At 40.2% G+C, this 26,149-nt stretch carries 22 protein-coding genes, 1 tRNA gene and 1 pseudogene; 16 read left to right on the top strand and 8 right to left on the bottom strand.

Going from position 1 to position 26,149, the window contains the following annotated elements; all coding sequences use genetic code 11:
- Nucleotides 1-330: 330 nt before the first annotated feature.
- The 7 genes from lldP to FTU75_RS05520 all read left to right on the top strand — a co-directional run bounded on the left by lldP (nucleotide 331) and on the right by FTU75_RS05520 (nucleotide 9,253).
- Nucleotides 331-1,998: an L-lactate permease gene (gene lldP, locus FTU75_RS05550; RefSeq protein WP_171319310.1), complete on the top strand. Its 1,668-nt coding sequence runs from the start codon at nucleotides 331-333 to the stop codon at nucleotides 1,996-1,998.
- Between the two features lie 32 nt (nucleotides 1,999-2,030).
- Nucleotides 2,031-2,774, top strand: a complete 744-nt coding sequence (lldR, locus tag FTU75_RS05545; protein ID WP_078189144.1) for a transcriptional regulator LldR — start codon at nucleotides 2,031-2,033, stop codon at nucleotides 2,772-2,774.
- Between the two features lie 2 nt (nucleotides 2,775-2,776).
- Nucleotides 2,777-3,931, top strand: coding sequence for an FMN-dependent L-lactate dehydrogenase LldD (gene lldD, locus FTU75_RS05540; protein ID WP_078192909.1), 1,155 nt, complete (start codon nucleotides 2,777-2,779; stop codon nucleotides 3,929-3,931).
- A 320-nt stretch (nucleotides 3,932-4,251) separates the two neighbouring features.
- Nucleotides 4,252-5,943, top strand: a complete 1,692-nt coding sequence (gene dld / locus FTU75_RS05535; protein ID WP_180115451.1) for a D-lactate dehydrogenase — start codon at nucleotides 4,252-4,254, stop codon at nucleotides 5,941-5,943.
- 182 nt (nucleotides 5,944-6,125) lie between these two features.
- On the top strand, nucleotides 6,126-8,162 hold the full coding sequence (locus FTU75_RS05530; protein WP_180115347.1) for an NADPH-dependent 2,4-dienoyl-CoA reductase: 2,037 nt from the start codon (nucleotides 6,126-6,128) through the stop codon (nucleotides 8,160-8,162).
- A gap of 87 nt (nucleotides 8,163-8,249) precedes the next feature.
- Nucleotides 8,250-8,339: transfer RNA gene (locus tag FTU75_RS05525), tRNA-Ser, on the top strand.
- Nucleotides 8,340-9,040: 701 nt separating this feature from the next.
- The gene (locus FTU75_RS05520) at nucleotides 9,041-9,253 is read left to right on the top strand and encodes a hypothetical protein (protein WP_111885766.1); all 213 of its coding nucleotides are present in this window, start codon (nucleotides 9,041-9,043) and stop codon (nucleotides 9,251-9,253) included.
- A gap of 59 nt (nucleotides 9,254-9,312) precedes the next feature.
- Here the strand turns inward: FTU75_RS05520 and FTU75_RS05515 are convergent, their stop codons facing one another.
- From FTU75_RS05515 to FTU75_RS05500, 4 genes are all read right to left on the bottom strand, one after another.
- Complete coding sequence (locus FTU75_RS05515) at nucleotides 9,313-9,606, bottom strand: hypothetical protein (protein ID WP_111885765.1); 294 nt, start codon at nucleotides 9,604-9,606, stop codon at nucleotides 9,313-9,315.
- Between the two features lie 166 nt (nucleotides 9,607-9,772).
- The gene (locus FTU75_RS05510; protein ID WP_180115346.1) at nucleotides 9,773-10,129 is read right to left on the bottom strand and encodes a hypothetical protein; all 357 of its coding nucleotides are present in this window, start codon (nucleotides 10,127-10,129) and stop codon (nucleotides 9,773-9,775) included.
- A gap of 217 nt (nucleotides 10,130-10,346) precedes the next feature.
- Nucleotides 10,347-11,093, bottom strand: a complete 747-nt coding sequence (locus FTU75_RS05505) for a hypothetical protein (RefSeq protein WP_180115345.1) — start codon at nucleotides 11,091-11,093, stop codon at nucleotides 10,347-10,349.
- An 88-nt stretch (nucleotides 11,094-11,181) separates the two neighbouring features.
- Entirely contained in the window at nucleotides 11,182-11,880 is a 699-nt protein-coding gene (locus FTU75_RS05500) for a 3'-5' exonuclease (protein ID WP_180004204.1), read from the bottom strand.
- 624 nt (nucleotides 11,881-12,504) lie between these two features.
- Here FTU75_RS05500 and FTU75_RS05495 point away from each other — a divergent pair.
- The 5 genes and pseudogenes from FTU75_RS05495 to FTU75_RS05475 all read left to right on the top strand — a co-directional run bounded on the left by FTU75_RS05495 (nucleotide 12,505) and on the right by FTU75_RS05475 (nucleotide 17,734).
- Nucleotides 12,505-13,726 (top strand): annotated as a pseudogene (locus FTU75_RS05495) (alpha/beta fold hydrolase).
- Between the two features lie 156 nt (nucleotides 13,727-13,882).
- A complete protein-coding gene (gene glyA, locus FTU75_RS05490; RefSeq protein WP_111885761.1) occupies nucleotides 13,883-15,136 on the top strand; it encodes a serine hydroxymethyltransferase in 1,254 nt (417 codons plus the stop codon).
- Nucleotides 15,137-15,297: 161 nt separating this feature from the next.
- The gene (rnk, locus tag FTU75_RS05485) at nucleotides 15,298-15,702 is read left to right on the top strand and encodes a nucleoside diphosphate kinase regulator (RefSeq protein ID WP_078192900.1); all 405 of its coding nucleotides are present in this window, start codon (nucleotides 15,298-15,300) and stop codon (nucleotides 15,700-15,702) included.
- Nucleotides 15,703-15,949: 247 nt separating this feature from the next.
- The gene (locus tag FTU75_RS05480; protein WP_180094805.1) at nucleotides 15,950-16,912 is read left to right on the top strand and encodes a TauD/TfdA family dioxygenase; all 963 of its coding nucleotides are present in this window, start codon (nucleotides 15,950-15,952) and stop codon (nucleotides 16,910-16,912) included.
- Between the two features lie 117 nt (nucleotides 16,913-17,029).
- Complete coding sequence (locus FTU75_RS05475; RefSeq protein ID WP_180115344.1) at nucleotides 17,030-17,734, top strand: Crp/Fnr family transcriptional regulator; 705 nt, start codon at nucleotides 17,030-17,032, stop codon at nucleotides 17,732-17,734.
- 60 nt (nucleotides 17,735-17,794) lie between these two features.
- On the opposite strand, the gene FTU75_RS05470 is transcribed toward FTU75_RS05475, so the two are convergent.
- The gene (locus FTU75_RS05470; protein ID WP_078189122.1) at nucleotides 17,795-18,283 is read right to left on the bottom strand and encodes a TIGR00645 family protein; all 489 of its coding nucleotides are present in this window, start codon (nucleotides 18,281-18,283) and stop codon (nucleotides 17,795-17,797) included.
- Between the two features lie 327 nt (nucleotides 18,284-18,610).
- Between FTU75_RS05470 and FTU75_RS05465 the strand changes: the two genes are divergently transcribed.
- Genes FTU75_RS05465 through FTU75_RS05455 form a run of 3 tightly spaced genes read left to right on the top strand, consistent with a single transcriptional unit; the run spans nucleotide 18,611 to nucleotide 21,511 of the window.
- The gene (locus tag FTU75_RS05465; protein WP_180085848.1) at nucleotides 18,611-19,402 is read left to right on the top strand and encodes a tellurium resistance protein; all 792 of its coding nucleotides are present in this window, start codon (nucleotides 18,611-18,613) and stop codon (nucleotides 19,400-19,402) included.
- Between the two features lie 16 nt (nucleotides 19,403-19,418).
- The gene (locus tag FTU75_RS05460) at nucleotides 19,419-20,549 is read left to right on the top strand and encodes a toxic anion resistance protein (RefSeq protein ID WP_111885756.1); all 1,131 of its coding nucleotides are present in this window, start codon (nucleotides 19,419-19,421) and stop codon (nucleotides 20,547-20,549) included.
- A 41-nt stretch (nucleotides 20,550-20,590) separates the two neighbouring features.
- Entirely contained in the window at nucleotides 20,591-21,511 is a 921-nt protein-coding gene (locus tag FTU75_RS05455) for a hypothetical protein (RefSeq protein ID WP_180115450.1), read from the top strand.
- Between the two features lie 85 nt (nucleotides 21,512-21,596).
- Here the strand turns inward: FTU75_RS05455 and FTU75_RS05450 are convergent, their stop codons facing one another.
- Nucleotides 21,597-22,205, bottom strand: a complete 609-nt coding sequence (locus FTU75_RS05450; protein WP_180035993.1) for a DsbA family protein — start codon at nucleotides 22,203-22,205, stop codon at nucleotides 21,597-21,599.
- Nucleotides 22,206-22,638: 433 nt separating this feature from the next.
- On the opposite strand from FTU75_RS05450, the gene ahpF reads away from it, so the two are divergent.
- Nucleotides 22,639-24,204: an alkyl hydroperoxide reductase subunit F gene (gene ahpF / locus FTU75_RS05445; protein WP_180115343.1), complete on the top strand. Its 1,566-nt coding sequence runs from the start codon at nucleotides 22,639-22,641 to the stop codon at nucleotides 24,202-24,204.
- A gap of 283 nt (nucleotides 24,205-24,487) precedes the next feature.
- On the opposite strand, the gene FTU75_RS05440 is transcribed toward ahpF, so the two are convergent.
- Nucleotides 24,488-24,742 (bottom strand): YfhL family 4Fe-4S dicluster ferredoxin, encoded by a 255-nt coding sequence (locus FTU75_RS05440; protein ID WP_078194533.1) that lies wholly within the window; start codon nucleotides 24,740-24,742, stop codon nucleotides 24,488-24,490.
- A gap of 9 nt (nucleotides 24,743-24,751) precedes the next feature.
- On the bottom strand, nucleotides 24,752-26,146 hold the full coding sequence (yegQ, locus tag FTU75_RS05435) for a tRNA 5-hydroxyuridine modification protein YegQ (protein WP_078194532.1): 1,395 nt from the start codon (nucleotides 26,144-26,146) through the stop codon (nucleotides 24,752-24,754).
- Between the last annotated feature and the right edge of the window lie 3 nt (nucleotides 26,147-26,149).

Below are 26,149 nucleotides of genomic sequence, written 5' to 3'. Positions count from 1 at the left end.
CGCTGAAATGAGACTGAAGTCAAACAAAGCTTGGTTATTAGACTAAAGTATATTTTATAAAATCTATTCATAAATAATAACTACAAAACAATTATTTAAAAGTTGATATGGATGTTTTTAAACGGACAAATAATGTTTTTGTATTTTATATTGGTCATACCAAAAACAAGAAAAGCTTGAATGATTGAGTTGAAATAATTAAAAATTGCGGAGTATTTCAGCAATTGTATGAGTTTTTATGTCTTTGATTCTTTTATTGGTCATACCAATGAGAAAAGACCACATGCTGATATTGCTCAATAATTAAATCTTAGTAAGCATTTCAAGGAGATGACAATGCTTCAATGGCAGCAAATATATGACCCAATGGGGAATATATGGATATCAAGTTTAATTGCGCTCATTCCGATTATCTTTTTTTTCTTGGCGCTTGCTGTATTTCGTTTAAAAGGCAGTGTGGCAGGTACGATCACCGTTGTACTGGCACTTTTGGTGTCTTTATTTGCCTATGACATGCCTGCGCTTATGGCATTGGCTTCGATGGTCTACGGTTTCTTCTATGGTTTATGGCCGATTGCATGGATCATTATTGGTGCGGTGTTCCTGTATAAAATCTCTGTCAAAACAGGGCAGTTTGACATCATCCGTTCTTCGATTCTTTCGATTACTGAAGATCAACGTTTACAGATGCTGTTAGTCGGCTTTGCTTTCGGTACTTTCCTAGAAGGTGCGGCGGGATTTGGTGCCCCTGTGGCGATTACCGCAGCACTATTGGTAGGTTTAGGCTTTAAGCCTTTATATGCGGCAGGTCTTTGTCTGATCGTCAATACTGCGCCAGTGGCTTTCGGTGCGATGGGTATTCCAATTATCGTTGCTGGGCAAGTGTCTGGTGTTGATACGATGGAAATCAGTCAGATGGTTGGTCGACAGCTGCCATTTATGGTGCCGATTGTACTGTTTTGGATTATGGCGATTATGGATGGCTGGCGCGGTGTGAAGGAAACTTGGCCTGCAGTTGTGGTTGGCGCGAGTAGCTTTGCGATTGCGCAGTACCTAACCTCGAACTTTGTCGGTCCTGAATTACCAGATATTACCGCGGCGATTGCCTCTTTAGTGTCATTAACGATTTTATTTAAATATTGGCAGCCTAAACATATTTTCCGCTTTGCAGATCAAGATGCGACGATGAGTGAAGATGTTGCTGCGCAAAAACAGCAAAAATATAGCTTGGGTCAAATTGCAAAAGCGTGGTCGCCATTTGCGATCTTAACGGTGATGGTTACGATCTGGAGTATTAAACCGTTTAAGGATTTATTTACTAAAGACGGTGCCTTACATGATTTGGTTATTTCGATCAAAGTGCCATTTTTACATCAATTGGTTCAAAAGATGCCGCCAGTCGTACCTGAAATGAAGGACTACGATGCCATCTATAAATTTGATTGGTTTTCGGCAACAGGTACGGCAATTGTCATTGCTGCGATCATTACCATTATTTTCTTAAAAATGAAGCCTAAAGAAGCAATTGTGACCTTTGGTGAAACTATTAATGAATTAAAAATTCCAATTTATTCGATTGGAATGGTCTTGGCTTTTGCATTTATCGCCAACTATTCAGGGATGTCGGCAACATTGGCATTGGCACTTGCGCATACAGGCCAAGCCTTTACCTTTTTCTCGCCATTTTTAGGATGGCTTGGTGTCTTCCTTACGGGTTCAGATACGTCAGCCAATGCACTATTTGCTGCATTACAGGCAACTACTGCACAGCAAATTGGTGTGCCAGAAGTATTACTCGTTGCTGCCAATACCAGTGGTGGTGTGACTGGAAAAATGATTTCTCCGCAGTCAATTGCAATTGCATGTGCGGCAGTTGGATTGGTAGGTAAAGAGTCGGATTTATTCCGTTTTACCGTAAAACACAGTATAACGTTCACAATCATGATGGGGATTTTAATCACCCTACAAGCTTATGTGTTCCCTTGGATGATTCCATAACACGCATTGTGTAACAACGTTAAGGAAAGCAGATGAAAGTCTCTGATAAAACTGTTCAAAGTCTTCGTGTATTGATTGAAGAAAGCAATATGCAAGTTGGAGATCGTCTGCCTGCTGAACGGAAACTGTGTGAACAACTTGGCGTCTCACGCACTTCTTTACGCGAAGCGATTTCTCAATTGACCAGCATGGGCGTGTTGGTCAGTAAAGTCGGTGCGGGGACTTTTTTAAAGCAATTACCAGCGACTTGGTCGAGTTATCAAATTGTGCAGCCTATCAGTAGTTTGATTAGTGAAGACCCTGCCTACCGTTTTGATGTGCAAGAGGCGCGCATTATTTTGGAAGGTGGTACTGCATGGTATGCGGCACAACGTGCTACAGCAGAGGACTTGGCACATATCCGACATTATTATGATCAGATCAATCATTTTCAGGCCTTAGGCAATGACGATGAAGCAGCGCGTGCAGATGCCAAATTTCATTTAGCAATTGCTGAAGCTTCACACAATTTAGTGTTGATTCAGATGATGCGTGGTCTATTTGATCTGTTGCAATTTAATGTCGTTTTAGGTCGTCGAAAAGTTTATAGCGAAGCACACCGATTTGATCAATTGCATGATCAGCATTTTCAAGTCATGAATGCAATTGAACGTCGTGATCCTGAAGCTGCACGTAAAGCAGTCTGTGGACACATTGAGTTTGTAGTACAACAGGTGCGTATGATTGATGAAGAAGAAGCTCGACGTCAGCGTGCCAGTCGATTAAACAGGATATAAGCATGATTATTTCTTCTGCCAATGACTACCGTGAAGCGGCACGTCGTCGTTTACCGCCATTTTTATTTCATTACATCGATGGCGGGGCGTATGCCGAATATACCTTAAAGCGTAATGTAGAAGATTTATCAAAAATAGCGTTGCGTCAACGTGTGCTGAATGACATGTCACAGCTGAGTCTAGAAACCCAACTGTTTAATGAAACCTTATCGATGCCTGTGGCTCTATCACCTGTGGGTTTAACAGGGATGTATGCACGCCGCGGCGAAGTTCAAGCAGCCGTGGCTGCAGATAAAAAGGGCATTCCGTTTACGCTGTCTACAGTTTCTGTATGTCCAATTGAAGAGGTGGCGCCAGCGATTCAGCGTCCCATGTGGTTTCAGTTATATGTGCTACGTGACCGTGGCTTTATGAAAAATGCTTTAGAACGTGCCAAAGCAGCTGGCTGTTCAACTCTGGTGTTTACCGTGGATATGCCTGTTCCGGGCGCGCGTTACCGTGATGCGCACTCGGGGATGAGTGGTCCAAATGCAGCCATGCGTCGTTATATGCAGTCGTGTTTCCACCCACACTGGGCGTGGAATGTGGGGTTGTTAGGTCGTCCGCATGACTTGGGGAATATTTCTAAATACTTGGGTAAACCAACAGGTTTGGAAGATTATATCGGCTGGTTGGGCAATAACTTTGACCCATCAATTTCATGGAAAGACCTTGAGTGGATTCGTGAATTTTGGGATGGCCCGATGGTCATTAAAGGCATACTTGACCCTGAAGATGCCAAAGATGCAGTGCGTTTTGGTGCAGATGGCATTGTGGTGTCAAACCATGGTGGCCGTCAGCTCGATGGGGTTTTATCATCAGCGCGTGCATTACCGCCAATTGCAGATGCAGTAAAAGGCGATATTAAAATCCTTGCGGACTCTGGTATTCGAAATGGTTTAGATGTGGTGCGTATGCTGGCTTTGGGTGCAGATACCTGTATGCTCGGTCGTGCCTTTGTTTATGCGCTCGGTGCAGCAGGTGGTGAAGGTGTTTCCAATCTTTTAGAACTGATTGATAAAGAAATGCGTGTTGCGATGACGTTAACAGGTGCAAAAACCATTGCGGATATTACATCTGATTGTTTGGTGAAGTTAGAGAAAGAGTTGGCTGGGTGATTTGTTGAATAGGTCTCTTGGGAAAGTTATTCGTTATCAAAAAAAATTAAAAAATGAAAGTTCCCTCTCCTTGTAGGAGAGGGTTAGGGAGAGGTATTTATTGATTAATTCTCCTAACCCTCTTGTGTAGTATTGCTACTCATCCCAAAGGGAGAAGGGATATTCATTATAGATTTTAATAACAATGACTAAAAACTTTTGATATGTGCAAATAAACCTACGTTGTTTAAATTATTTAAATCAATATTTTTTTATTGCATAACAATGCAATTCCTCTTTAGCGAGGAGAGAAAATAATGAAAATGGAAAATTCTACGAGCATGCAAACTCAATCATTACAAACCATTCAAAACCTCATCAACATCGTCGGTAAGCAACACGTTTTAACTGAAGATAAAGACACACGTTTATACCGCCAAGGTCGCCGTTACGGTGCAGGAAAAGTATTGGCTGTAGTTACACCGGGCTCTTTGCTTGAGCAATGGCAAGTGCTGCAAGCGGCTGTGGATGCAAATTGTATTGTGATTATGCAAGCCGCCAATACAGGTCTGACAGGTGGTTCAACGCCGTTTGGTGATGACTATGACCGTCCTGTGGTGCTGATAAGTACACGTCGTTTGGTTGGCATCCAAGTGATTAATGAAGGCAAGCAAGTGATTTGTCTACCGGGTGCGACATTAGACAAACTTGAAAAAGATTTGCTGCCATATAATCGTGAACCTCATTCGGTGATTGGTTCTTCGTGTATTGGGGCATCGGTTTTGGGCGGCGTATGCAATAACTCAGGGGGTGCTTTGGTACGCCGCGGTCCTGCCTATACAGAGCTTGCACTGTATGCACAAGTGAATGAGTCAGGTGAGTTAGAGTTGGTCAATCATCTAGGTGTCCATCTTGGCAATACGCCTGAAGAAATCCTCACAGCGCTGGAAAATAAAAATTATCAAATCAATGACATTGTGAATAATTCAAGTTGCTGTGCATCAGATCAACGCTACTCACATGATGTTAAACAAGTCGATGAAAATACACCTGCACGTTTTAATGCAGATCCGAGTCGACTATTTGAAGCATCAGGTTCAGCAGGTAAGGTCTGCGTCTTTGCAGTACGCTTAGATACCTTTGAAAAAATTCCTAGTCAGGTGTTTTATGTGGGAACCAATTCGCAAGATGACTTAACAGAAATTCGTCGTTTTCTATTAAAAGATCTTGCACGCCTCCCGATTGCGGGTGAGTACATTCATCGCGTGGCATACGATATTGGGGCTGAATATGGAAAAGATTCTTTTGTATTTATTGAAAAATTTGGCACTGCAAAAGTTCCTGCTGCATATGCTATGAAAGATAAAGTCGATGGCTATTTAGAAAAACTGGGCTTGCGAGGTTTGTCGGATAAAGTTTTACAACTCGTCACTAAATTTATGCCGAATCATCTGCCAAAACGTATGAATGAATTTCGTGATTTATATGAACATCATTTGATGATTCGTATTGAAAATCAGGATGTTGATCAAGTTGATGCGTATTTAAAAACGTATTTTTTAGATAAAACCTCAGGCAATTATTTTAAATGTACGGATGAAGAAGGTCGTAAGGCATTTTTACATCGCTTTGCGGTGGCGGGTGCCGCCATTCGTTATCGTGATACGCATCGTTCAGAAGTGGAAGACATTGTTGCACTGGATATTGCATTACGTCGCAATGATCGTGAATGGGTGGAAACTTTGCCGAAAGCCATGGATGAGCAAATTATCCATAAACTCTATTATGGTCATTTCCTCTGCCATGTGTTTCATCAAGATTATATTGTGAAAAAAGGTGTAGATCCTTTGGCAATGGAACATGCAATGTGGCATTTACTCGATGATCGTGGCGCTGAATATCCTGCGGAACACAATGTTGGGCATTTGTATGTGGCGAAGCCTGCATTAAAAAATCATTATCAAAAGCTAGATCCGACCAATAGCTTTAATGTCGGAATTGGACAAACCAGCAAGCTAAAACATTGGAAATAATGCTTTTAAAAACAACATGCCGTGATGTGAAACTTCACGGCTTTTTTTATGGCTCGAGGATTTATATATCAGGAGGTATTGACCATAAATGCGAAGAATATTTTCTAAATTGTCATCCCAAAATATAAAAAAACCGCTAAAGTGTTATGCAACAAGTTGCAAAGCCAAAATAAGGATTCAGCATGACAACGACTAGCTATGCAAATATTTTAAAGCCTTTACATTTGGGTTTTACCACGATTAAAAACCGTGTCGTGATGGGGTCCATGCATAGTGGGCTGGAAGATCGTTTTTATAATTATCCTAAGTTTGCGGCTTATTTTGGTGAGCGTGCGAAAGGTGGTGTCGGCCTGATTATTACAGGCGGTATTTCGCCAAACCGTCAAGGTTGGCTGTTACCTGCTGGCGGTACCATGAATACTTTAGGTGATATTGCTCCGCATCGCTTGGTGACCCATGCAGTACATAAACATGGTGCCAAAATTTTAATGCAAATCTTGCATGCTGGGCGTTATGGCTATCAGCCTTTTGCAGTGTCAGCAAGTCCGATTAAATCTCCGATTTCACCTTTTAAACCACGTCAATTAACGGACAAACAAATTCTTTCAACCATTGATGATTATGTCAAAACGGCAAGCCTTGCACATAAGGCCGGCTATGATGGTGTTGAAATCATGGGTTCAGAAGGCTACTTGCTGAATCAGTTTTTAAGCCGTCATGTCAACCAACGGACAGACCGTTGGGGCGGTGAAATTGAAAATCGTATGCGCCTTGCGGTTGATATTGTGAAATCAATACGTGCTGAAGTGGGTGAGAAATTTATTATCTGCTTCCGTTTGTCATTGCTTGATTTGGTTCATGATGGGAACACCATGGCAGAAGTCATTACTGTTGCTAAAGCATTGGAAGCAGCAGGTGTGACGTTGCTGAACACGGGGATTGGCTGGCATGAAGCACGTATTCCGACAATTGTGACCTCAGTGCCTCGAGCAGCGTTTGTGGACTATACCGCTGAAGTCAAAAAACATGTTGCGATCCCTGTCATTGCGTCCAACCGTATCAATATGCCAGATACAGCTGAAGAAATTTTGGCTTCAGGCAAGGCAGATATGGTGCAAATGGCGCGTCCATTCTTGGCAGACCCATTTTGGGTAAATAAAACGGCGACCAACCGTGTCGATGAAATCAATACCTGTATTGCCTGTAACCAAGCCTGTTTAGATCATACTTTTAAAAATCAGCGTGCGACGTGTTTGGTCAACCCACGAGCGGCATATGAAACTGAATTGGTTTATTTAAAGACCAAAAAACCGAAGCGTATTGCAGTCGTCGGTGGTGGCGTGGCAGGCATGTCTGCAGCTACGGTTGCGGCAAGCCGAGGCCATGCGGTGACATTATTTGAAGCTGGTGCAGAGGTGGGTGGTCAATTTAATTTGGCAAAAGTCATTCCCGGCAAAGAAGAATTTCATGAAACGATTCGCTACTTTAAAGTTCAAATCGAAAAAACGGGTGTGGATTTGCGTTTAAATACGCGTGTAAACCGTGAACAGCTTGAACGTGAAGGGTTTGAGGAAGTTGTTATTGCAACAGGTGTGGTTCCTCGCAGCTTAAAAATTGAAGGTAGTGATGCACCGAATGTCTTGTCTTATGCAGAAGTGCTGAAAGGCGCAGCTGTGGGCAATAAAGTTGCTGTGATTGGTGCAGGCGGCATTGGCTTTGATGTATCTGAATTTTTACTCAAACCACCACATCAGCCACAACCAATGCCTTTAGCGGATTGGCAGCGGGAGTGGGGTGTTGATCCAAATCCAAACTACATAACAGAAGGTGGTATGCAGGCTGCTGAGCTCGAACCTCCTGTTCGTGAAATCTACTTATTACAACGTAAAACAACTGCAATTGGTGCTGGGTTAGGTAAAACATCAGGCTGGGTACATCGTGCACAATTAAAGAAAAATGCGGTTCGTATGCTGCGTGGTGTTCAATACAAAGCCATTACTGATGAAGGTCTTTGGGTTGAATATGAAGGGCATGATCAATTATTACGTGTAGATACGATTGTCGTTTGTGCAGGTCAGGAATCGGTAAAGCATTTGATGCCAGAACAGGGTGAGAAAACCCTTGCCAATTACCATATTATTGGTGGCGCAAAACTAGCAGCAGAGTTAGATGCAAAACGCGCAATACGTGAAGGTGCGGAGCTTGCGGCTAAACTTTAAGGATTTGGCGAAACAATATTCATTTGAAAGGTTTAGTTGTAATTTTTACTTGTCAGATGAGTAAAACCTCCGTATTATGGCGCACATGGAAGCGTGGCAGAGCGGTTTAATGCACCGGTCTTGAAAACCGACGAGGGCGCGAGTCCTCCGTGAGTTCGAATCTCACCGCTTCCGCCAAATTCAAAAAAGCCCCTGTAGTGATACAGGGGCTTTTTTTTGTTTTAGATTTTAATTTGAGACGGCAACCTTACTTACTAGTATTTTTAAGGACTGTTAAAAATGAATATAAGACTTAAAATTCAGGTCAGATATTAATGCAACGGTTGTCAAAGGTAGAATTAAAAGTAAGAGAAAAGAATGTTTATAGATTGATAGTGTAGAATTTATTTTTAATGGCCTATTTATTTAAATCTTTCACAAGCATTGGGCAGAGCTATGATCGCTTATTTTGAAAAAATATCAATTGTATTTTATTTGATCAATTGTTTTGAAGTGTTAGCAAGGCTTGGCAAGAGAATTGAAAGTGCTATATTTAAATCACGGTAGGTCATAAAACGACGCTACCAATAAGTTGGACGGATCAATGACAGCTCGTTGAGTTTCGTAATATTTTAGTCTTAAGATATTGCAGACAATAAATCAGCACTAGCCTTCCAACATAGAGCCCGCAGCGATGCGGGCTTTTTAATGCCTTTTTACATTTGAAAATATAGTGCTTTTGTCAAACAATAATTAAATAGTCAACCAATGTTATTGATATATAGTTACTAAAGTAAAATAAGTTTACATTGCCATGAAATCTAACATTTACAAAGCAAGTTGTTGTGTAAAGATGTGATATAAAAAATGCAATTATTAAAACAAGTAGAGACATTACCATGACACAGATGATTGACATAAAGGTAAAGGACCAATTTAGTCAGGTTTATGAAGCACAAGCTTTGGTGCGTAATCCTTCAGAAGAAGATTCAAGAGGGCTGTTTCATCGCATTGAACATATCATTATTGCAGGTGAAATCATCCTACCCAGTATCGAACTACTTTTTGAAAGTCAAAAATCGGACAGTATTTACAAGCTTTTAGAAGCTTAAATTGAATGAATAAAAAAAACTCACCTTATGGTGAGTTTTTTATTTTTAGAGATTGAAATTTAAGCTGTTTGATCTGCTTTAAATTGATTCAAAATATAAGAGAGTAACTGATAGCGCGTCATCGGATTGCTAGAAGACAATTCAACGTCTTGTTTACGCACTTGGATTTCTTGAGTTAAAACCCCAGCTTGAAAACGTTGCACGATCATATGATCTTTTGATACATCATGGTCGGTCAGCACTAGTTTTGGTCCAAGGTGCAGATGTCCAATCGCATCTAGACATTGTTCAAGGCTGCTATATAGGTTGAAAAGGATGAGTGCCTGATCATTAGAATAATTGGCTAAATTCATTTTTATTATCCATGGTCAAAAATTATTGAGCAGGAATAGTGTATATGAATTGAGCAATAATAATCTGTATGGATTATTTTTCATTTAATGTTTATCTAGGTGACTTTGGTTAAATCATTGAGACAGCATAAATCTTTATGAAAAATAAGTTGGAATTCGCTTTAAATTAAAGAGGCTTGAATACAAGCGGGACATCATAACGGGCAAATTCTTCAATGATACTGCTTAAAACCAATTGAGCTTGTGGCTCAGCTGCTGTAAAGGTGAGTTCTTGGTTCGTTTGGCTGTTGAAGCACTCGACTTGTTCTATACGCCAAATCGTTTCAATGGCTGTATTTTGAATGACCACACGTCTAGGCTGTAATTCATCACTAATTTTTCGTGGCATGACATAGGTAATGGCCAATTGAACATTAGGCAATTCGTCTTGTGAGGTTAAGAAGGTAAATACCCAATTGCCAATTTTGCTGAGTTGCATTGGATTATCGAAAGAATCAAATTCTAAACAAAATTGTTGTGACATTGACATGCTCAAACGCTGGGAGGTCGGTTTAATTCTTGCGATTTTTTACTGTTGATTGACATTAGGGGAAGGTCGTATAAAACAGCAGTTAAAACCATAAAAGAAATAAGTGAATCGATAAAGTTAATAAAATTCAATTTCTTATATTGATATGTGTGAAGAATTACTCACCTCATTAAGTTGTTTTTTGAATGAGAAGTGAGGAAAAGTCTCTAAGTTAAACCAGTTGTTGCAGATTTTTTAGACTGTAATTAATTTGCTGTAATGCATGTTGTAAGAGTTTAGGTTGAATATTGGATTCATTTAGACAGGTGATCCATTGCATCTGACAGGCTTTTAATTCTGCAATGTCCGTGGCCTGTTGAATATTAAGCATTAATTTTTTTGCCATCAGCCCACAATAACGCTGTAAGTAACTGCACATAAAATTCTGTAACTCATCAAAATCGTGCTCGATGAAATCAATGATTTGTTCTGCTAATACAGAGGTGTTTGTAGTCGTGGTTTCAGGTGTGGCTTGTTTGAGTTGATGGGGTGTAGAGCCCATCGCATCCATTGGGAGGGTGTTCGTCAGTTCGTACTGTGAATGAATCTGAGGAACTTCCATCGTAGGCATTGAAACTTCATTAAAAGTCACATGTTCTTGCGCTGTGAGATCAGATGCAGGGCTAAGGTTATTGAGATCGGACGTATTGCTAGGCGCTATTTTAGGTGTATTAAAAGCAGAAAAATCGGATTTTTGAAGGCGTTGATGATCATGTGTTGTAATTGGCTGAATCAGCCCAAGTTCCATAAGTTGCTCGAGCAAGGACACTTCAGCAATCCGCTGCTGATAATGCACTGGCATTTGGTTAAAGTCATCACTACCGATTAAGAGTAGCAGACGACGTTGTCTAGCATTTAATGCGAGCTGTCGGTCTTTTAAAGTTTGAAAACCCAGCTCAGTTTTTTGATAGTTGAACATGCCTTAATTCCATAGCTCAAAAGAATTAAGGCAATCCTATGCAGTGATAATGACAGTAATATTAAGAAAATATTAAACAATCAATGATTTATAGAGTAATGACAGCAGAGTTTTCTAAAGCTTTGCGTAAATATGGGTCTAAGTCATCTTGACGTAATAGCCATTGCACATAGTCCGCAGGTAATTCTGCAATTGCGGTACCACGGTGTTTACCAAAATTAATACTGCGTGGAATGCGAGCATCTTCCGAAGCTTCGTATAATTCTTCGATGCTGTTGATTTTTAAGTGATGCACAATATGCATCAAAATATTGGCAGTTAAAATAATATCCATATCTGCGCGGTGAGCTTTACGGATCATTTCACGGGCTTTTTCACTGCCTTTGGTGATCATATATATCAAGGCAGAAATATTATGCGCTTCTGCATCAGGCCATACTCGACGAGCTAGCGCAAGGGTACAAATGGCTTTGATTTTTGAACTATCTACACCGCATTTTTCGAGCGCTCGAATATCGTAGTCGATATTATGCCCAATGATATATGTCGTCTCTGATGGGAGTTCAAAACTGCTGTAGTGGGGCTGACCTTCAAGATCTGATTCTAAAATATGATGTACAGCCATTGCTGCAAAAGAAATTGCTTCATCACAACGATAAAGTTGATCAAAAATTTTAGATTTATCTAGGGTAATTTTGGCATCTGCCACCTGAATTGGAGCATAGGCAATCTCGATGGGTTGTCCATTTAGTGTATGGGTTTCTGTGTCGAGAATGATGGCTTGCATGTCCAGTTCCAGCATGTTGAATAATGTTTATGAATGTACATGATCACATCCACACTGACAAACCCATGCTGTGATTATTTGTAGGAATATTATGAAGATGGCTGCGCAGTGTTTAAATAATCTGCTTTTATCGCATCTGCCGAAATAAAACTTTAGAGTGGGATAAAGCTAAACCATCTTCTAAATCGACTTATTTTAAAGGCTTTTGTCCATCGTGATATCCAAAAATGTCGCTAAGTGGATTAAGCACTAGAGTATGTTCACGATCAATGGCATGGTGGTTTTTCGGCTTTACTTTTGTGCATATGTTTGTGTAGTTGGCAGGGGGTACAGCATTTTTGTTGATTTTACATTTTGCTTTAACCTCCGAAAAATAGCCCAATCTGTATCCAATGATCAGAAATATAAGTTCAGCCATTTTTCTGAGATCGGGGTGGCTGATGTATTTGAATGCTATTAATACATATCGAGCTAAAACAAAGTTTTAGTTCTATATTAATTTGATCAATTAAAATAAGAGTAATTGCTTAAAAATTAGGCTTGAACAAAAGTTTGTTCCATGTATTTAATGATTCATCTTCAATGAAAAATTGACTTTAAAACAACAAACAAAAGGATCATGGAATGAAAATGCTGCGTTTAACGGTTTTTGTCAGCAGTGCGCTATTTTAGCAGCCTGCGGTAATGATAGTAATGACCAACAATTTAGTAATCCTGAAACAAACGCTGATCTCAATCAGATCAAAAATCCAGTGGTAACTACAACAGCCTATAGTCAAGACAATATGCCTGCTGTGAGTGCAGACAGCCGATTGATGACCTATAAAATGCTAGGAGTAGATGGCAAAGTTGTTCAAGCCACAGCCTTAGTCTTTACCCCAAAAACAGTTGCTCCGGCAGGTGGTTGGAAAATTGTGGCTTGGGCACATGGAACGACAGGTGTGGCTGATAAATGCGCTCCGAGCCGAAAAGGTTTGCAAGGTATGAATACTTATTGCAAATGTTATTGGCAAAGGGTTATGTCGTTGTGGCACCCGATTATGAGGGATTAGGGGAACCTAGTGGGCGTGAAAACCATCCTTATCTGAATCTAAAAAGTGAAGCCTTTTCGATTACCGATGCCGTTGTCGCAGCTCGAAGTTACTTAACCAGCCAAGGTAAAACGGTGTCGAAGGATTGGCTTTCGATCGGACATTCTCAAGGTGGTCAAGCCGTATTAGGTGCAGCTGAATTCGCATCGCGTGCTAACTTAAACTATAAGGGAACGATTGCCATAGCACCTGCAAATAATCTTGCGCTCATTCTTGACGCAGGCGAGAAGTTAGCTGTAGGTAAACCTGCAACCGTGCAAAGTATGATTTATGCACCTTTAGACAGTTTTACTGCGCAGATTATTGCGGGTATGCAAGGGCATAAAAACAGTGTGGATTATTCAAAAGTATTTAGTGGACATCTGGCTGCGATTGCACCTCAGGCTGAAACAGTGTGTTCAGGCGAGTTAACTACGCTAATTCAAGATGACATGCTCAGTTATGCGAGTCAGAACACGACTTTGGATAACTATGGCCGCACGCAGTCTGATTTCTTAACTTTAAAGCCAATCCAAAACTTTATGAGTGAAGGTTCACAGCCTTTAACGACAGCGGTGAAAACGCCGATCATCATTTATCAAGGTAAAGCCGATCAGACCATTCCAGCAGATGCGACTAAATTTATGATTAGCCTTGCTAAGCCGGGAACATCGATTGACTATCGTGAGCAAGCGACAGCAGATCATATTAGTATTTATACCGATAATCTGGCAAATTTTGTGCAAGATGTAGAGACTCTCATGCCAAATCAATAAGTTGATTTGACTTAAATAGTGCTCGTGCAGATTCAACATGGGCATTATTTATTTAAAAACAGCACAAACTTCCCTCTCTCATTTCTAAAACTTCATGCTACAATACGCGCCAATCTTAGCACGGCTTAAAAGCCCTAATTTAATAGGACCTCGCTAATGTTTGCCAACACCTCTATTGCTCAATTTGACCCTGAATTAGCTCAAGCGATCTCGAATGAAGATGCTCGCCAAGAAGCGCACATTGAGTTAATCGCTTCAGAAAACTACTGTTCACCTGCAGTAATGGAAGCTCAAGGTTCAAAACTTACTAACAAATATGCAGAAGGCTACCCTGGTAAACGCTACTACGGCGGTTGCGAGTATGTAGACGTGATCGAACAATTGGCCATTGACCGTGCTAAAGAATTGTTTGGTGCTGATTATGCAAACGTTCAACCACACGCTGGTTCACAAGCAAACTCTGCAGTTTACCTTGCGCTACTTAACCCAGGCGATACAGTTTTAGGTATGAGCTTGGCTCACGGTGGTCACTTGACTCACGGTGCTAAAGTTAGCTTCTCTGGTAAAACTTACAACGCAATTCAATACGGTTTGAACCCAGAAACTGGCGAAATCGACTATGAAGAAGTTGAACGTTTAGCTGAAGAACACAAGCCAAAAATGATCGTGGCTGGTTTCTCTGCGTATAGCCAAGTTGTTGATTGGCAACGTTTCCGAGATATCGCGGACAAAGTTGGTGCTTACTTATTCGTAGATATGGCTCACGTAGCTGGTCTTGTTGCTGCTGGTGTTTACCCAAGCCCAGTACAAATTGCTGACGTAACAACAACGACTACTCATAAAACACTTCGTGGTCCACGTTCTGGTTTAATCCTTGCGAAAGCAAACGAAGAAATCGAGAAAAAATTACAATCAGCTGTATTCCCAGGTAACCAAGGTGGTCCTTTAGTTCACGCTGTAGCGGCTAAAGCGATCTGCTTCAAAGAAGCAATGGCGCCTGAATATAAAGCTTACCAACAACAAGTTGTTAAGAATGCGCAAGCAATGGCTGAAGTTCTAATCGAACGTGGTTATGATGTTGTTTCTGGCGGTACTAAGAACCATTTGTTCTTATTATCTTTAATTAAACAAGACATTACTGGTAAAGATGCCGATGCTTGGTTAGGTGCTGCTCACATTACTGTGAACAAAAACTCAGTACCAAACGATCCACGTTCTCCATTCGTGACTTCTGGTATCCGGATCGGTACTCCTGCTGTAACAACACGTGGTTTTGGCGAAGCTGAAGTACGTGACCTTGCAGGCTGGATCGCTGACGTTCTAGACAGCAAAGGTGACGAAGCTGTGATTGCTGCAGTGAAAGAAAAAGTTGCTGCTGTTTGCGCTAAATTCCCAGTTTACGCAAAATAAAACAGACTTGAGAAAAGCCCCCTCAAGGGGGCTTTTTTTATGTCATCAGAAAAATTCAAAAGTTATCTAAACATTTATATTTCTGATATAACGGAATAAGAGATAACAAAAAATTTGCCCATCGCTATAGATCTGTTGGCAAGGTCGCAAAGGAACTTTATATGAAAAAACCCAATATTATTCTTTCAGAACAAGATTTACATCGCTTAGAAACCATGTTGGAGCATCAGTCTAAGTTGACGCCGACGATGGAGCATTTGGAAGATGAGATGGCGCGCGCTGAAGTGGTTGCTCCACAAGATGTCCCTGCCAATGTGGTGAGTATGAATGCCAAAGTTCTCATTAACATTGCACCTGCGACAGAAGCAACCGAAATTACACTGGTCTATCCACATGATTTTCGTGGCGATAAAGGTCAAGTCAATGTTTTGGCTCCAGTGGGCGCTGCCATTTTAGGTTTGGCTGAAGGGCAGGAAATAGAATGGCCGCAGCCTGATGGTCATACCATGAAAGTCAAAATCATTAAAGTGCTCTATCAACCTGAGCGTGAAGGGAATTATCTATAATTCCGCTGTGATATACAGATAAAATCCGCACACAAAGCCATCGATACCGATGGCTTTTTTATTTTTTCTTTATTGCATTTTTAGATATGAAATGTGTAAATGTTGTTAAGCAGATTTCATTACAACCATAGCAGTTTAACTTGGGAAAACTGTCAAATAATTGACAGAGTCATGGGCACGAAGTCGGCACACTTTATTTCAACAACACCATCGTTGCTTAATAATTTGAAGAATAAGGTAGAGCCCTATGACACAATTAGAATCGAATCATTACAATCCAGACTATCAATATCAGCATATTGAAGTAAAACCTGTGACCGGTCGTATTGGTGCCGAAATTTCTGGCATTCAGTTGTCTGGAAATTTAGACAAAAGCGTGGTCGATGAATTTAATCATGCATTATTAAAATATAAAGTTGTATTTGTGCGTGGGCAGCAAGATCTCACCGATTTAGAACAAGAAGCCTTTGCACGACTTTTAGGTAATCCGTTGAATCACCCAAGTGTGCCACTCAAAGATGGTACAGCACATACTTTGTCAATTGACTCACGTGGTGGGCGTGCAGACTCGTGGCATACCGATATTACGTTTTTGCCCAATTATCCTAAAGCCACAATTTTAAGAAATGTAGTTGCACCTGAACATGGTGGCGATACGGTTTGGGCCAATACCGTGACCGCTTATGAAGATTTAAGTCCTGAGCTGCAAAAGTTGGCGGAACAATTACGCGCGGTGCATAGCAACAGTTATGACTATGCGGCGCCGAAAGGTCAGTACAATGAAGAAGGTCGCCATTTATTCCGTACTGCAGTAGAAGTGGAAACTGAGCATCCTTTGGTGCGTGTACATCCTGAAACAGGTGAAAAAAGTTTGGTGTTGGGTCACTTCTTTAAACGCTTCAGTGGATACAGTCCGGCACAGTCACGACGATTATTTGAACTCTTTCAAGAGCAAATCGTGCAATGGGAAAATATTGTGCGTTGGCGCTGGGCGGTTGGTGATGTTGCAATTTGGGATAATCGTGCGACGCAGCACCGTGCCATCAATGACTATGGCGATGAGCTACGTATCGCCTCACGTGTCACTATCGAGGGCGATGTGCCTGTCGATGTAAATGGTCAGCCGAGTACTGTACTGAAAAATATTCAAAACACCGACATTTCAAACTTCCGTTCTGAAGCAGGCCGTATTTATGAGAAAGCATCTTAAGTATGAGAGCGTCATTTAAAACAGCATAAAAACAGATAAATAATGCGAAAAACAATGGTTTTACATTTTTCAGCACTTGCCTAAGATCAATGAGATCTTAGGCATTTTTTTATAGACGTGAGCGATCAAAAGAACACAGCCCAACAGCATTTGTTGCAAATTTTGCGTAATGAAGACATCTTTCAGGGCTTTAGCGATCAGACTTTAGAACAGCTTGTGCAACAGGTGAAATATTCACGATTTCATTCACAGCAGCACATCTTAAAACAACAACAAATCGTGCAAGATATTTATATTTTGCTTTCAGGTATGCTACAAATTGGTTGGTTGCAAAATAATGGTGAATTGATTGTAAATGACTATATCCGTCGCCAGTCGGTATTTAATTTTGTCGCACTCTTACAACAAAAGCCTTTGAATTATGATTATTTTGCTGCGACACACGTCGAGGTGGCAATCATTTCTGGAACAAGGTTTTTAGCAGTTTTACAGCGTGATCCGAAGGCGCTTTGGAATGTCGTGCAATCTCTCAGTCGACGCATGTATTTGATGTTTGAGCATAATCGTTATTTGCGAACGGCAACGCTAGAGCAGCGTATTGCTAGACATTTGATTCGACTCTATGAGCAATATGGATGTCGGCAGGAAATTCCCCTGAAACTCAGTCAGCAGGAATTTGCAGAGTCTTTTAATATTTCACGCCAAACGTTGAATAAACATCTGCAGCAATTTGTCCAAACACAAGTGATCGCGTGGAATTATGGACAAATCGTGATCTTGGATCTTGATCGTTTAAGGCGAATGAGTGAACTTGATGAATAACTGGATTTAAAATTTGACGAGAAGCCATAATCGCAAATGGCTTCATTGATCTTACATAGATTAGTGCTTACTGATTTTATCCAAATAACCCATCATAAAAGCAGAAAAAACAAAGGTTAAATGCATGATGATGTACCACATGATTTTGTCATTGGGGATGTTTTTCGCATCCATAAAAATGCGTAATAAATGAATCGAAGAAATTGCCACGATTGATGCTGCAACTTTGAGTTTTAATGAATTGGCATCCATGGTGCCGAGCCAGTTCAAGCGATTGGTCGATTCATTAATTTTTAATTGCGAAACAAAGTTTTCATAGCCTGAAAACATCACCATCACAATCAGTCCGCCCACCATAGTCATATCGACCAAAGAGAGAATGACTAAAATCAGGTCAGCTTCTGAATATTCTAAAATATGCGGAAGGACATGAATGACTTCTTGGAAAAATTTAATCGCGAGCAGTAGCAGTGCAAAGGATAAACCAAAGTACACGGGAGCCAGAATCCAACGTGCTGCATACATTGTGTTATGGAAAAAACGTTCCATTTAAGCCTCTAAATTTATTGATCTAATATTTGGTTCTAAAGTATATGGATTAAATTTTACGATAATTTTGATAATAATTCATGTAGAGTCAGTTGTTTAATTTAAATCTAGATTGAATCTTTGGGTATCTTAAGCTTGAATTCATCTGTGTAGGTCATCATATCCATTCAAATGATGCTGTATGGCTGCTTTGGCGGATCTATAGGCAACGGTTGAATTTGATGGCGAAATTTGACTGATGAAATAGATGTATTTTTTGCAAAATACTACAAGACTTTTATGGCAAAACTTATAGTATAAAAATGATTTTATTGAGTTTAATTGGCTATGTCACAAATTGATGTATTGGTGCCGTTAAAGGATATTACGGTAGATCGGGCGGAAGTGCTTTCGATTAAGCGGAATGACCTTGTGCCATTACTGACCGATCAATATCGTCTTAATCATTATGCTGATCAATTAATTCAAGCACAGTCGGTGCTGCTAGATGGTGTTGACCCTCAGTTGACGAAACAACTTAGTCAAACCATTGAGCAGTTGATTCAAGCTTTAGCCAATTCAAAAAAATATTTAAAAACACGCAAATTTAATGCCCTGCAAAAATGGTTAGGCATCGATTTGGAATATGGGTCCGGACAAGTTGAATATTACAAAAATCTAGATCAATTACTTGATCGGGCAAATCATCTGAGCCAAAAGTTACAGTTAGAAATTCAAAAGTCCCAAGCACGTTTTAATCAATTGCAAGGCTTACGTGAGCAAATGGCGCGCTATATCGTCGCGGCTGAAGAGTTCTTGGTGGAATACCCACAGTTTGTGAAAAATCAGCATCCGCTTGACAACTTTGCAGAACGTTTATCGAAAAAGGTGAATACGTTGCAAACCTTACAAGCCAGTAATGATATTGCAATTACGCAAATGCAGCTTTCTCAGCAGCTTTCTTTTGGATTATTAGATCGATATAAGGAAGCTCAGCAGGTGTTGATTCCAGCATGGCAATATCATGTGAAACAAAGTCTTCAAAGTAACTCGACAAGTTCATTGGAAAAGCTTGATAATAGCCGTGAAAATTTGATTAAAACTTTAAAAAAATCATTAGAGAATTCCTCTAAGTCTTAGAAATATAAGGTGAGTTATGACCGATTTAGATGCCAAAAATTTACCCGTTGAAGTAAGCAAAGAATTGACTGAAGAAAAATTTCAGCAACTCAATTTGCAGGAAATTGGCTTACAAACTTCCGATTTTCACGAAGTCGAAGCTGCACGTAAGGAATTGGCAGATTTAAGTCATAATAGTGTTGCCGAATATGGTAAAAACATTGCCACCAAGACGTCGACCTATACCGATGAATTATTAAATTTGGTGCAAAATAAAGATCTAGATGCGACAGGTCAAAAGCTCAATCAGGTGGTACAAGTCGCACAGCAACTAAATACCACGAGCATTTTAAATAAATCGAAAAGCTCAGGATTTTTTGGTGGTTTACTGAGTAAATTTAAAGGTGCCAAGCAAAGTTTTGATCAGCACTTTAATACCACCAAAGAGCAAATTGATGCGTTGGTCAAAGAAATTGAGACTTCGCAAAATGGCTTAAAAGCGCGTGTAAATACATTAGATAAAATGTTTGAAGGCGTGCAAGACGAATATAAACAATTAGGGGTGTATATCGCCGCAGGTAAGTTGAAAGAGCAAGAAATTCAACAGGAAATTGCAAGCTTAACCACTCAAGTTCAAGATCAAACCACTACGCAAAAAATCTATGACCTCAATCATTTGGCAAATAATCTTGAAAAACGTGTGAGTGATTTACAGATCTTGCAACAGTCTGCCATGCAGACCTTGCCGATGATTCGCATTATTCAATCCAACAATTTGATGTTGGTCGATAAGTTTTATGCAATTAAAAACATCACATTACCGGCTTGGAAAAACCAAATTAGCTTGGCGATTTCATTGCAAGAACAAAAGAACAGCGTGCAATTGGCAAATAGCATTGATGATGCGACCAATGACCTGTTAAAACGCAATGCAGATTTGTTGCATCAAAACTCTGTCGATACAGCAAAAGCCAATCAGCGTTCAGTGATTGATATCGAAACACTTGAACATGTGCAAAATACCCTCATTAAAACCGTTAATGATGTGATTCAAATTCAGAAAGAAGGTGTACAAAAGCGTGAAGAAGCGACGACACGTATTCGTGCCTTACAAAACAATTTGAATCATTTAGTAATTGAATCGAGTGGTTCAAACCCTTCTTCATAAACGGTGAGGGAGGTGAAAATATAATCTAAAGGAGTATGTCTTTGCCTCCCATTGATGAATATGCGCTAAATCCGCAGCAACTGGAAACAGGGCTTCAAACCATTAAGAAGCGTCAGCGCAATTTGACGTTATTGACCTTAACCAGTGTTTCTGTGCTGATCGTTTCAGTTGTGATGTTGTTTATTCAGCATGATATGGTTTATAGCTTTTTTGGCCTAAGTTCTAGCGTACAGCAACTGCATATTCCCGTTAGTGCAGGTGATTTGACATATCAACTCGGTCAGTCTTCCGACTATTTTTTAAACTTTTTATCCTTTATTGGTTGGTTATTTCTCAAACTCATCGTTTCATTTATTGGCGCATTTTTCTTGGTTGGTTTTCTAAAAAAATTTCAATTTTTTAGAATTCGATTCCAATCTTTTGTATTGAAATTCGTCGGCTGGATTTTATCGTTTATTGTGCTTTGGTCAGGCTTAACCTATGTGCAATATGACCTTAATCATGATGATCGTGCAGCAGATCAAAGATTGGTACATTATGAAAAAAATATTCAGGAAAGCCAGCTGGCTTTCGAAATGGAAGATGCACAATTGGCAAAACCCGTGCAAGCCTATTTACTTGCACAAGCTGCTTTGATGCATAAGCCTGTAGATCGTGCGACAGCAATTCCTTTGGTGCAATCCTTAATCAATACCGAGCAACAAAATCCAGCAAAATTCCGTGAATACGGTTTTCAGCCTGAACAGCTCTGGGCGATGCAAAATCAGCTATTTGATAAAACCATGACACCGATGGCGCAAAGCGTGGAAAAACAAGTTCAGCAAGCCAATGTAGTAGAAGTTGTTGTACGTTGGGTGTTGATCGTCGTGATAGTACTCACGCTGATTTTGAGCTTAATTTTGTATCTGCTTTCTCAGCAGTTCAAATCACGGATTATTCGAATTGAGCAGGGACTTCATTAATAGGCCTATTTTCTTTTTACATCATTGCATTGCTCAGAATAAAAATCCCCATCACATAGTATGGGGATTTTTGATATTGGGTAGATTAACTTGCGCGATGAAAAAGTTGTCGAAGTTCCTGTGTAGAAAAAGTCTGATCATTTACTTCGCCATCCACAAGGTAAAAAGGAATGGGGTGTTGTCCCTTTGATTTTACATACTGTGTAATTTCATGCTGACGGTCTGCAATATCTTTATGTTGAATTGAGCGCAGTACTTTTGAGCCATCTAAACCAATGCCTTCAATAATGCTTTTTAAAACGTGAATATCAGCAATATTTTGACCGTGTGCAAATAATGCATGGAATAAGGCTTGAGTCAGGGCATATTGATCCAGAATATTGTCCAAGGCCAAAATAGCTTGATGAGCTAGTTGACTGTTTGGCATACGTTTCATGTGCTCAATATTGACAATCACATCTTCGCTATAAGCAGCAAACTTTGTCATTTCGAGTTTTCGATTTGCTGCACTTGCGCCATACTTATTGGTTAAATACTGCAGCACATCTAAGCCTTGTTCAGGAATTTCAGGAACGCGTTGAATCGGCAATAGCTCTACACGGGTTGCTGTATGTTCATTCCAGTTTTGTTTTAACTTTTGAAATGCGACATAACTCATGGGATAAACAATATCAAAGACAAATTCAATTTTCATTATTCTGCTCACTGTTGATTTTATACTTGTAGATCGATGGCTGATTGATGCAAGGGATTGATTATGGCTTTATTGATGGAACTCAAAAGCAGTCAAATCATCTGATATTTCATTTGATTTAAAGCCGACTTACTGAAATGAAACTTAAAGCTTTATAAAGGTTTTGTAATTGATCAGGTCGTGCGTATGTCTTGCATAGGCTTGGTGTAATTTCAATAAAAAAGAAAAAAATAAGGAATTTGTCACGATATATGTGTGCGAAATAAATCATTTTTATGTTAATATACGTCCATATGTTTATGATTTAGAAAGAAATTTAATCACTTGATTTGTAAAACCGATTAATTTTATAAAAACAAACCGTTTCACCTATTTAATGGTTTGTTCTATCATTCTCTCATCAAATAAATTTACTCCTCTGGAGACGTTAGCAATGTTAGATCAAAATACTTCTGCTCAATTAAAAACCTTACTTGAACGCCTTGAGGGCCCGATTGAAATCGTCGCGACTTTAAACGGCACGGACAAATCAGACAAAATTAAAGAATTGGTAACTGAAGTTGCTGCTTTATCTGATTTAGTGACTGCACGTTTTGACGGTAACAACAGCCGTGCGCCAAGCTTTGGTATTGCAAAAGCAGGTGAAACACCACGTGTATTCTTCGCAGGTCTACCAATGGGCCACGAGTTCACTTCTTTGATTTTGGCATTGTTACAAACCTCTGGTTATGCACCGAAAGTTTCTGACGAAGTACTGAATACCATTAAAGGTTTAGGTCTTAAAGCTGATTTTGATGTATTTGTATCACTAAGCTGCCATAACTGTCCTGACGTAGTTCAAGCACTAAACTTGATCGCAATTTACAACCCTGGCACAACTGCAACCATGATTGATGGTGCATTCTTCCAAGACGAAGTGGAAGAACGCAAAATCATGGCTGTACCAATGGTATTCCAAGACGGCAACCACATCGGTCAAGGTCGTATGACTTTGGAAGAAATCATTGCTAAATTAGACACCAACTCTGCTGCAAAAGATGCTGAAAAGCTAAATGCCAAAGAAGCCTTTGATGTCCTTGTGATTGGTGGTGGCCCTGCAGGTAATACTTCTGCAATCTATGCTGCACGTAAAGGTATCAAAACCGGTATCGTAGCTGAACGCATGGGCGGTCAGGTCATGGATACCATGGACATCGAAAACTTCACGTCGATTCAAAAGACTCAAGGTCCTAAGTTTGCTGCTGAAATGGAAGCACATGTACGTGAATACGGTGTGGACATCATGAACTTGCAACGTGTATCTGACATCAAAGGTGCAGATGAAACAGCCAATGGCTTGGTTGAAGTGACTTTAGAGAATGGTGCAAAACTTGAATCTAAAACAGTGATTCTTTCAACAGGTGCACGCTGGAGAGAAATGAACGTTCCGGGTGAACAAGAATACCGTACTCGTGGTGTTGCATACTGTCCACACTGTGACGGTCCATTGTTTAAAGGTAAACGTGTTGCAGTGATCGGTGGTGGTAACTCAGGTGTCGAAGCGGCGATTGACCTTGCTGGTATTGTAGAACATGTAACACTTGTTGAGTTTGATACTAAGCTTCGTGCTGACCAAGTCCTTCAAGACAAGTTAAATAGCTTACCGAACACCACTGTGATCATGAATGCATTGTCTACAGAAGTGGTCGGTGATGGTTCACAAGTGACTGCATTGAACTACAAAGACCGTGCAACTGATGAAATCAAAACGATTGAATTGGCTGGTATCTTTGTACAAATCGGTTTGTTACCAAACACTGATTTCTTAAAAGAAACAGCAGTTGAACTTTCAAACCGTGGTGAGATCGTAATTAACGAGCGCAACGAAACCAATGTGAAAGGTGTATTTGCTGCAGGTGACTGTACAACAGTACCGTACAAACAAATCATCATCGCAACAGGTGAAGGCGCGAAAGCATCATTGTCTGCTTTTGATTACATCATCCGTTCAGGTCAATAAAAGAAAGGCCAGTGTGTTTCGAGAAACACGCTGGCCGCGCTGAATGTTGTCATTAGAATATTATTTTTCTTAATATTCTCGTTTTACAGGAACTTTGGATGCTAACACCGGAGTTCCTTTTTTTTTGTCTGCAAAATTAGGATTCAAAAATGTCCCCACACATTTTGAACCCTATTCGTTGCCCAGCTATTTTTGTTTTACAACCTTATTTTTATACTTTCCCCAAGGTTGTTTCTCTATATAAAGTGGATTAAGCAAGTCTTACGCCAATCACACCATGCATTTAAGATTTAAATAAATTCAAACCCTTAAACTTCTCCAATAAATCAGTTTGGCTTTCGATATGCTCCGGATGCGGAATAATGCACTCAATCGGACAAACTGAAACACAAGTTTGGTGCTCATAGAAACCGACACATTCAGTACAACGTGCGACATCGATTTCATAAATCTTTGAGCCTTCATAAATGGCATCATTGGGACATTCAGGTAGACACATGTCACAATTGATGCATTTATCTGTAATCAACAAAGCCATAAATCGAACTCAAGCCTGATACGCTAAAGATGAAGCCGAAATATCTACGGTCGAGTTGGGTAAGTTACGAATCAGTAAGGCATAGCGCATATCCACATCGGCAGGTACAGGAATATCCACGATATGACCTGAACCTTTGGCATCGTCAATTAGATTACCTTTTTTATCTTTCATTTCAGTTAAAACGAAGGTGATGTTGCCTGAAGTGGTCATCAGTTCTAAAGAATCACCTACAACAAAACGGTTTTTCACTTCGATTTTAAGAGAATCGCCATTGCGTTCTAAAACTTCACCTACAAACTGTTGATGATCAAAACGTGAAGAGCCGGTTTCATAGTTCTGATATTCACTATGAACATGGCGGCGTAGAAAACCTTCGGTATAACCACGGTTCGCAAGGCCTTCAAGCTGAGACATGAGAGCAGGGTCAAACGGTTTACCAGAAAGGGCATCATCGATGGCTTTACGATAAATTTGAGCGGTACGCGCACAGTAGAAATAAGACTTGGTACGGCCTTCAATTTTTAAAGAATGAATGCCCATTTTGGTTAAACGGTCAACATGCTGTACAGCACGCAAATCTTTCGAGTTCATGAAATAAGTGCCATGTTCATCTTCTTCGGCAGCAAACATGTCTTCTTCATTGCGTTGTAATAAAACCGGCTCGCCGAATTGGTGTTGTTCTAGGGCGTGTTGCTCATCGGCATTTTTATTATTGCAGCATGATGATTCTTCAATTTGTGTGACTGGAATAACATCACCAGTTTCATCTTCAACTGCATCGTGAATTTTATAATCCCAACGGCATGCATTGGTACATGCACCTTGGTTTGCATCACGTTTATTCATATAGCCAGAAAGTAAGCAACGACCGGAGTAAGCCATACATAATGCACCGTGTACGAAAACTTCAATTTCCATATCAGGTACATTGTGTTTAATTTCTTCAATTTCTTCGATTGATAATTCACGTGACAGAATGACACGTGTCAGTCCCATATTTTTCCAAAATTTAACCGTTGCCCAGTTCACCGCATTGGCTTGTACAGACAAATGAATGGACACTTCTGGAAAATGTTCACGCACCATCATGATTAGACCGGGGTCAGACATGATCAGTGCATCAGGATTCATGGCAACCACAGGTTCAAGGTCACGGATGAAATTTTTCAGTTTTGAGTTATGCGGTTGGATGTTTACCACCACATAAAACTTTTTACCTAAAGCATGGGCTTCTTCAATGCCAATTTTTAAATTGTCATGGTCGAAAGCATTATTGCGTACACGTAAGCTATATCGCGGCTGACCTGCATACACGGCATCTGCGCCATAAGCAAAAGCGTAGCGCATGTTTTTCAATGAGCCAGCAGGTGAGAGGAGTTCGGTTACGTGTTGAATCGTCATGTC

This window comes from Acinetobacter sp. YH12140 (assembly GCF_013418475.1).
Classification (GTDB): Bacteria; Pseudomonadota; Gammaproteobacteria; order Pseudomonadales; family Moraxellaceae; genus Acinetobacter; species Acinetobacter amyesii.
This window is presented reverse-complemented; position numbering and strand designations above follow the sequence as displayed.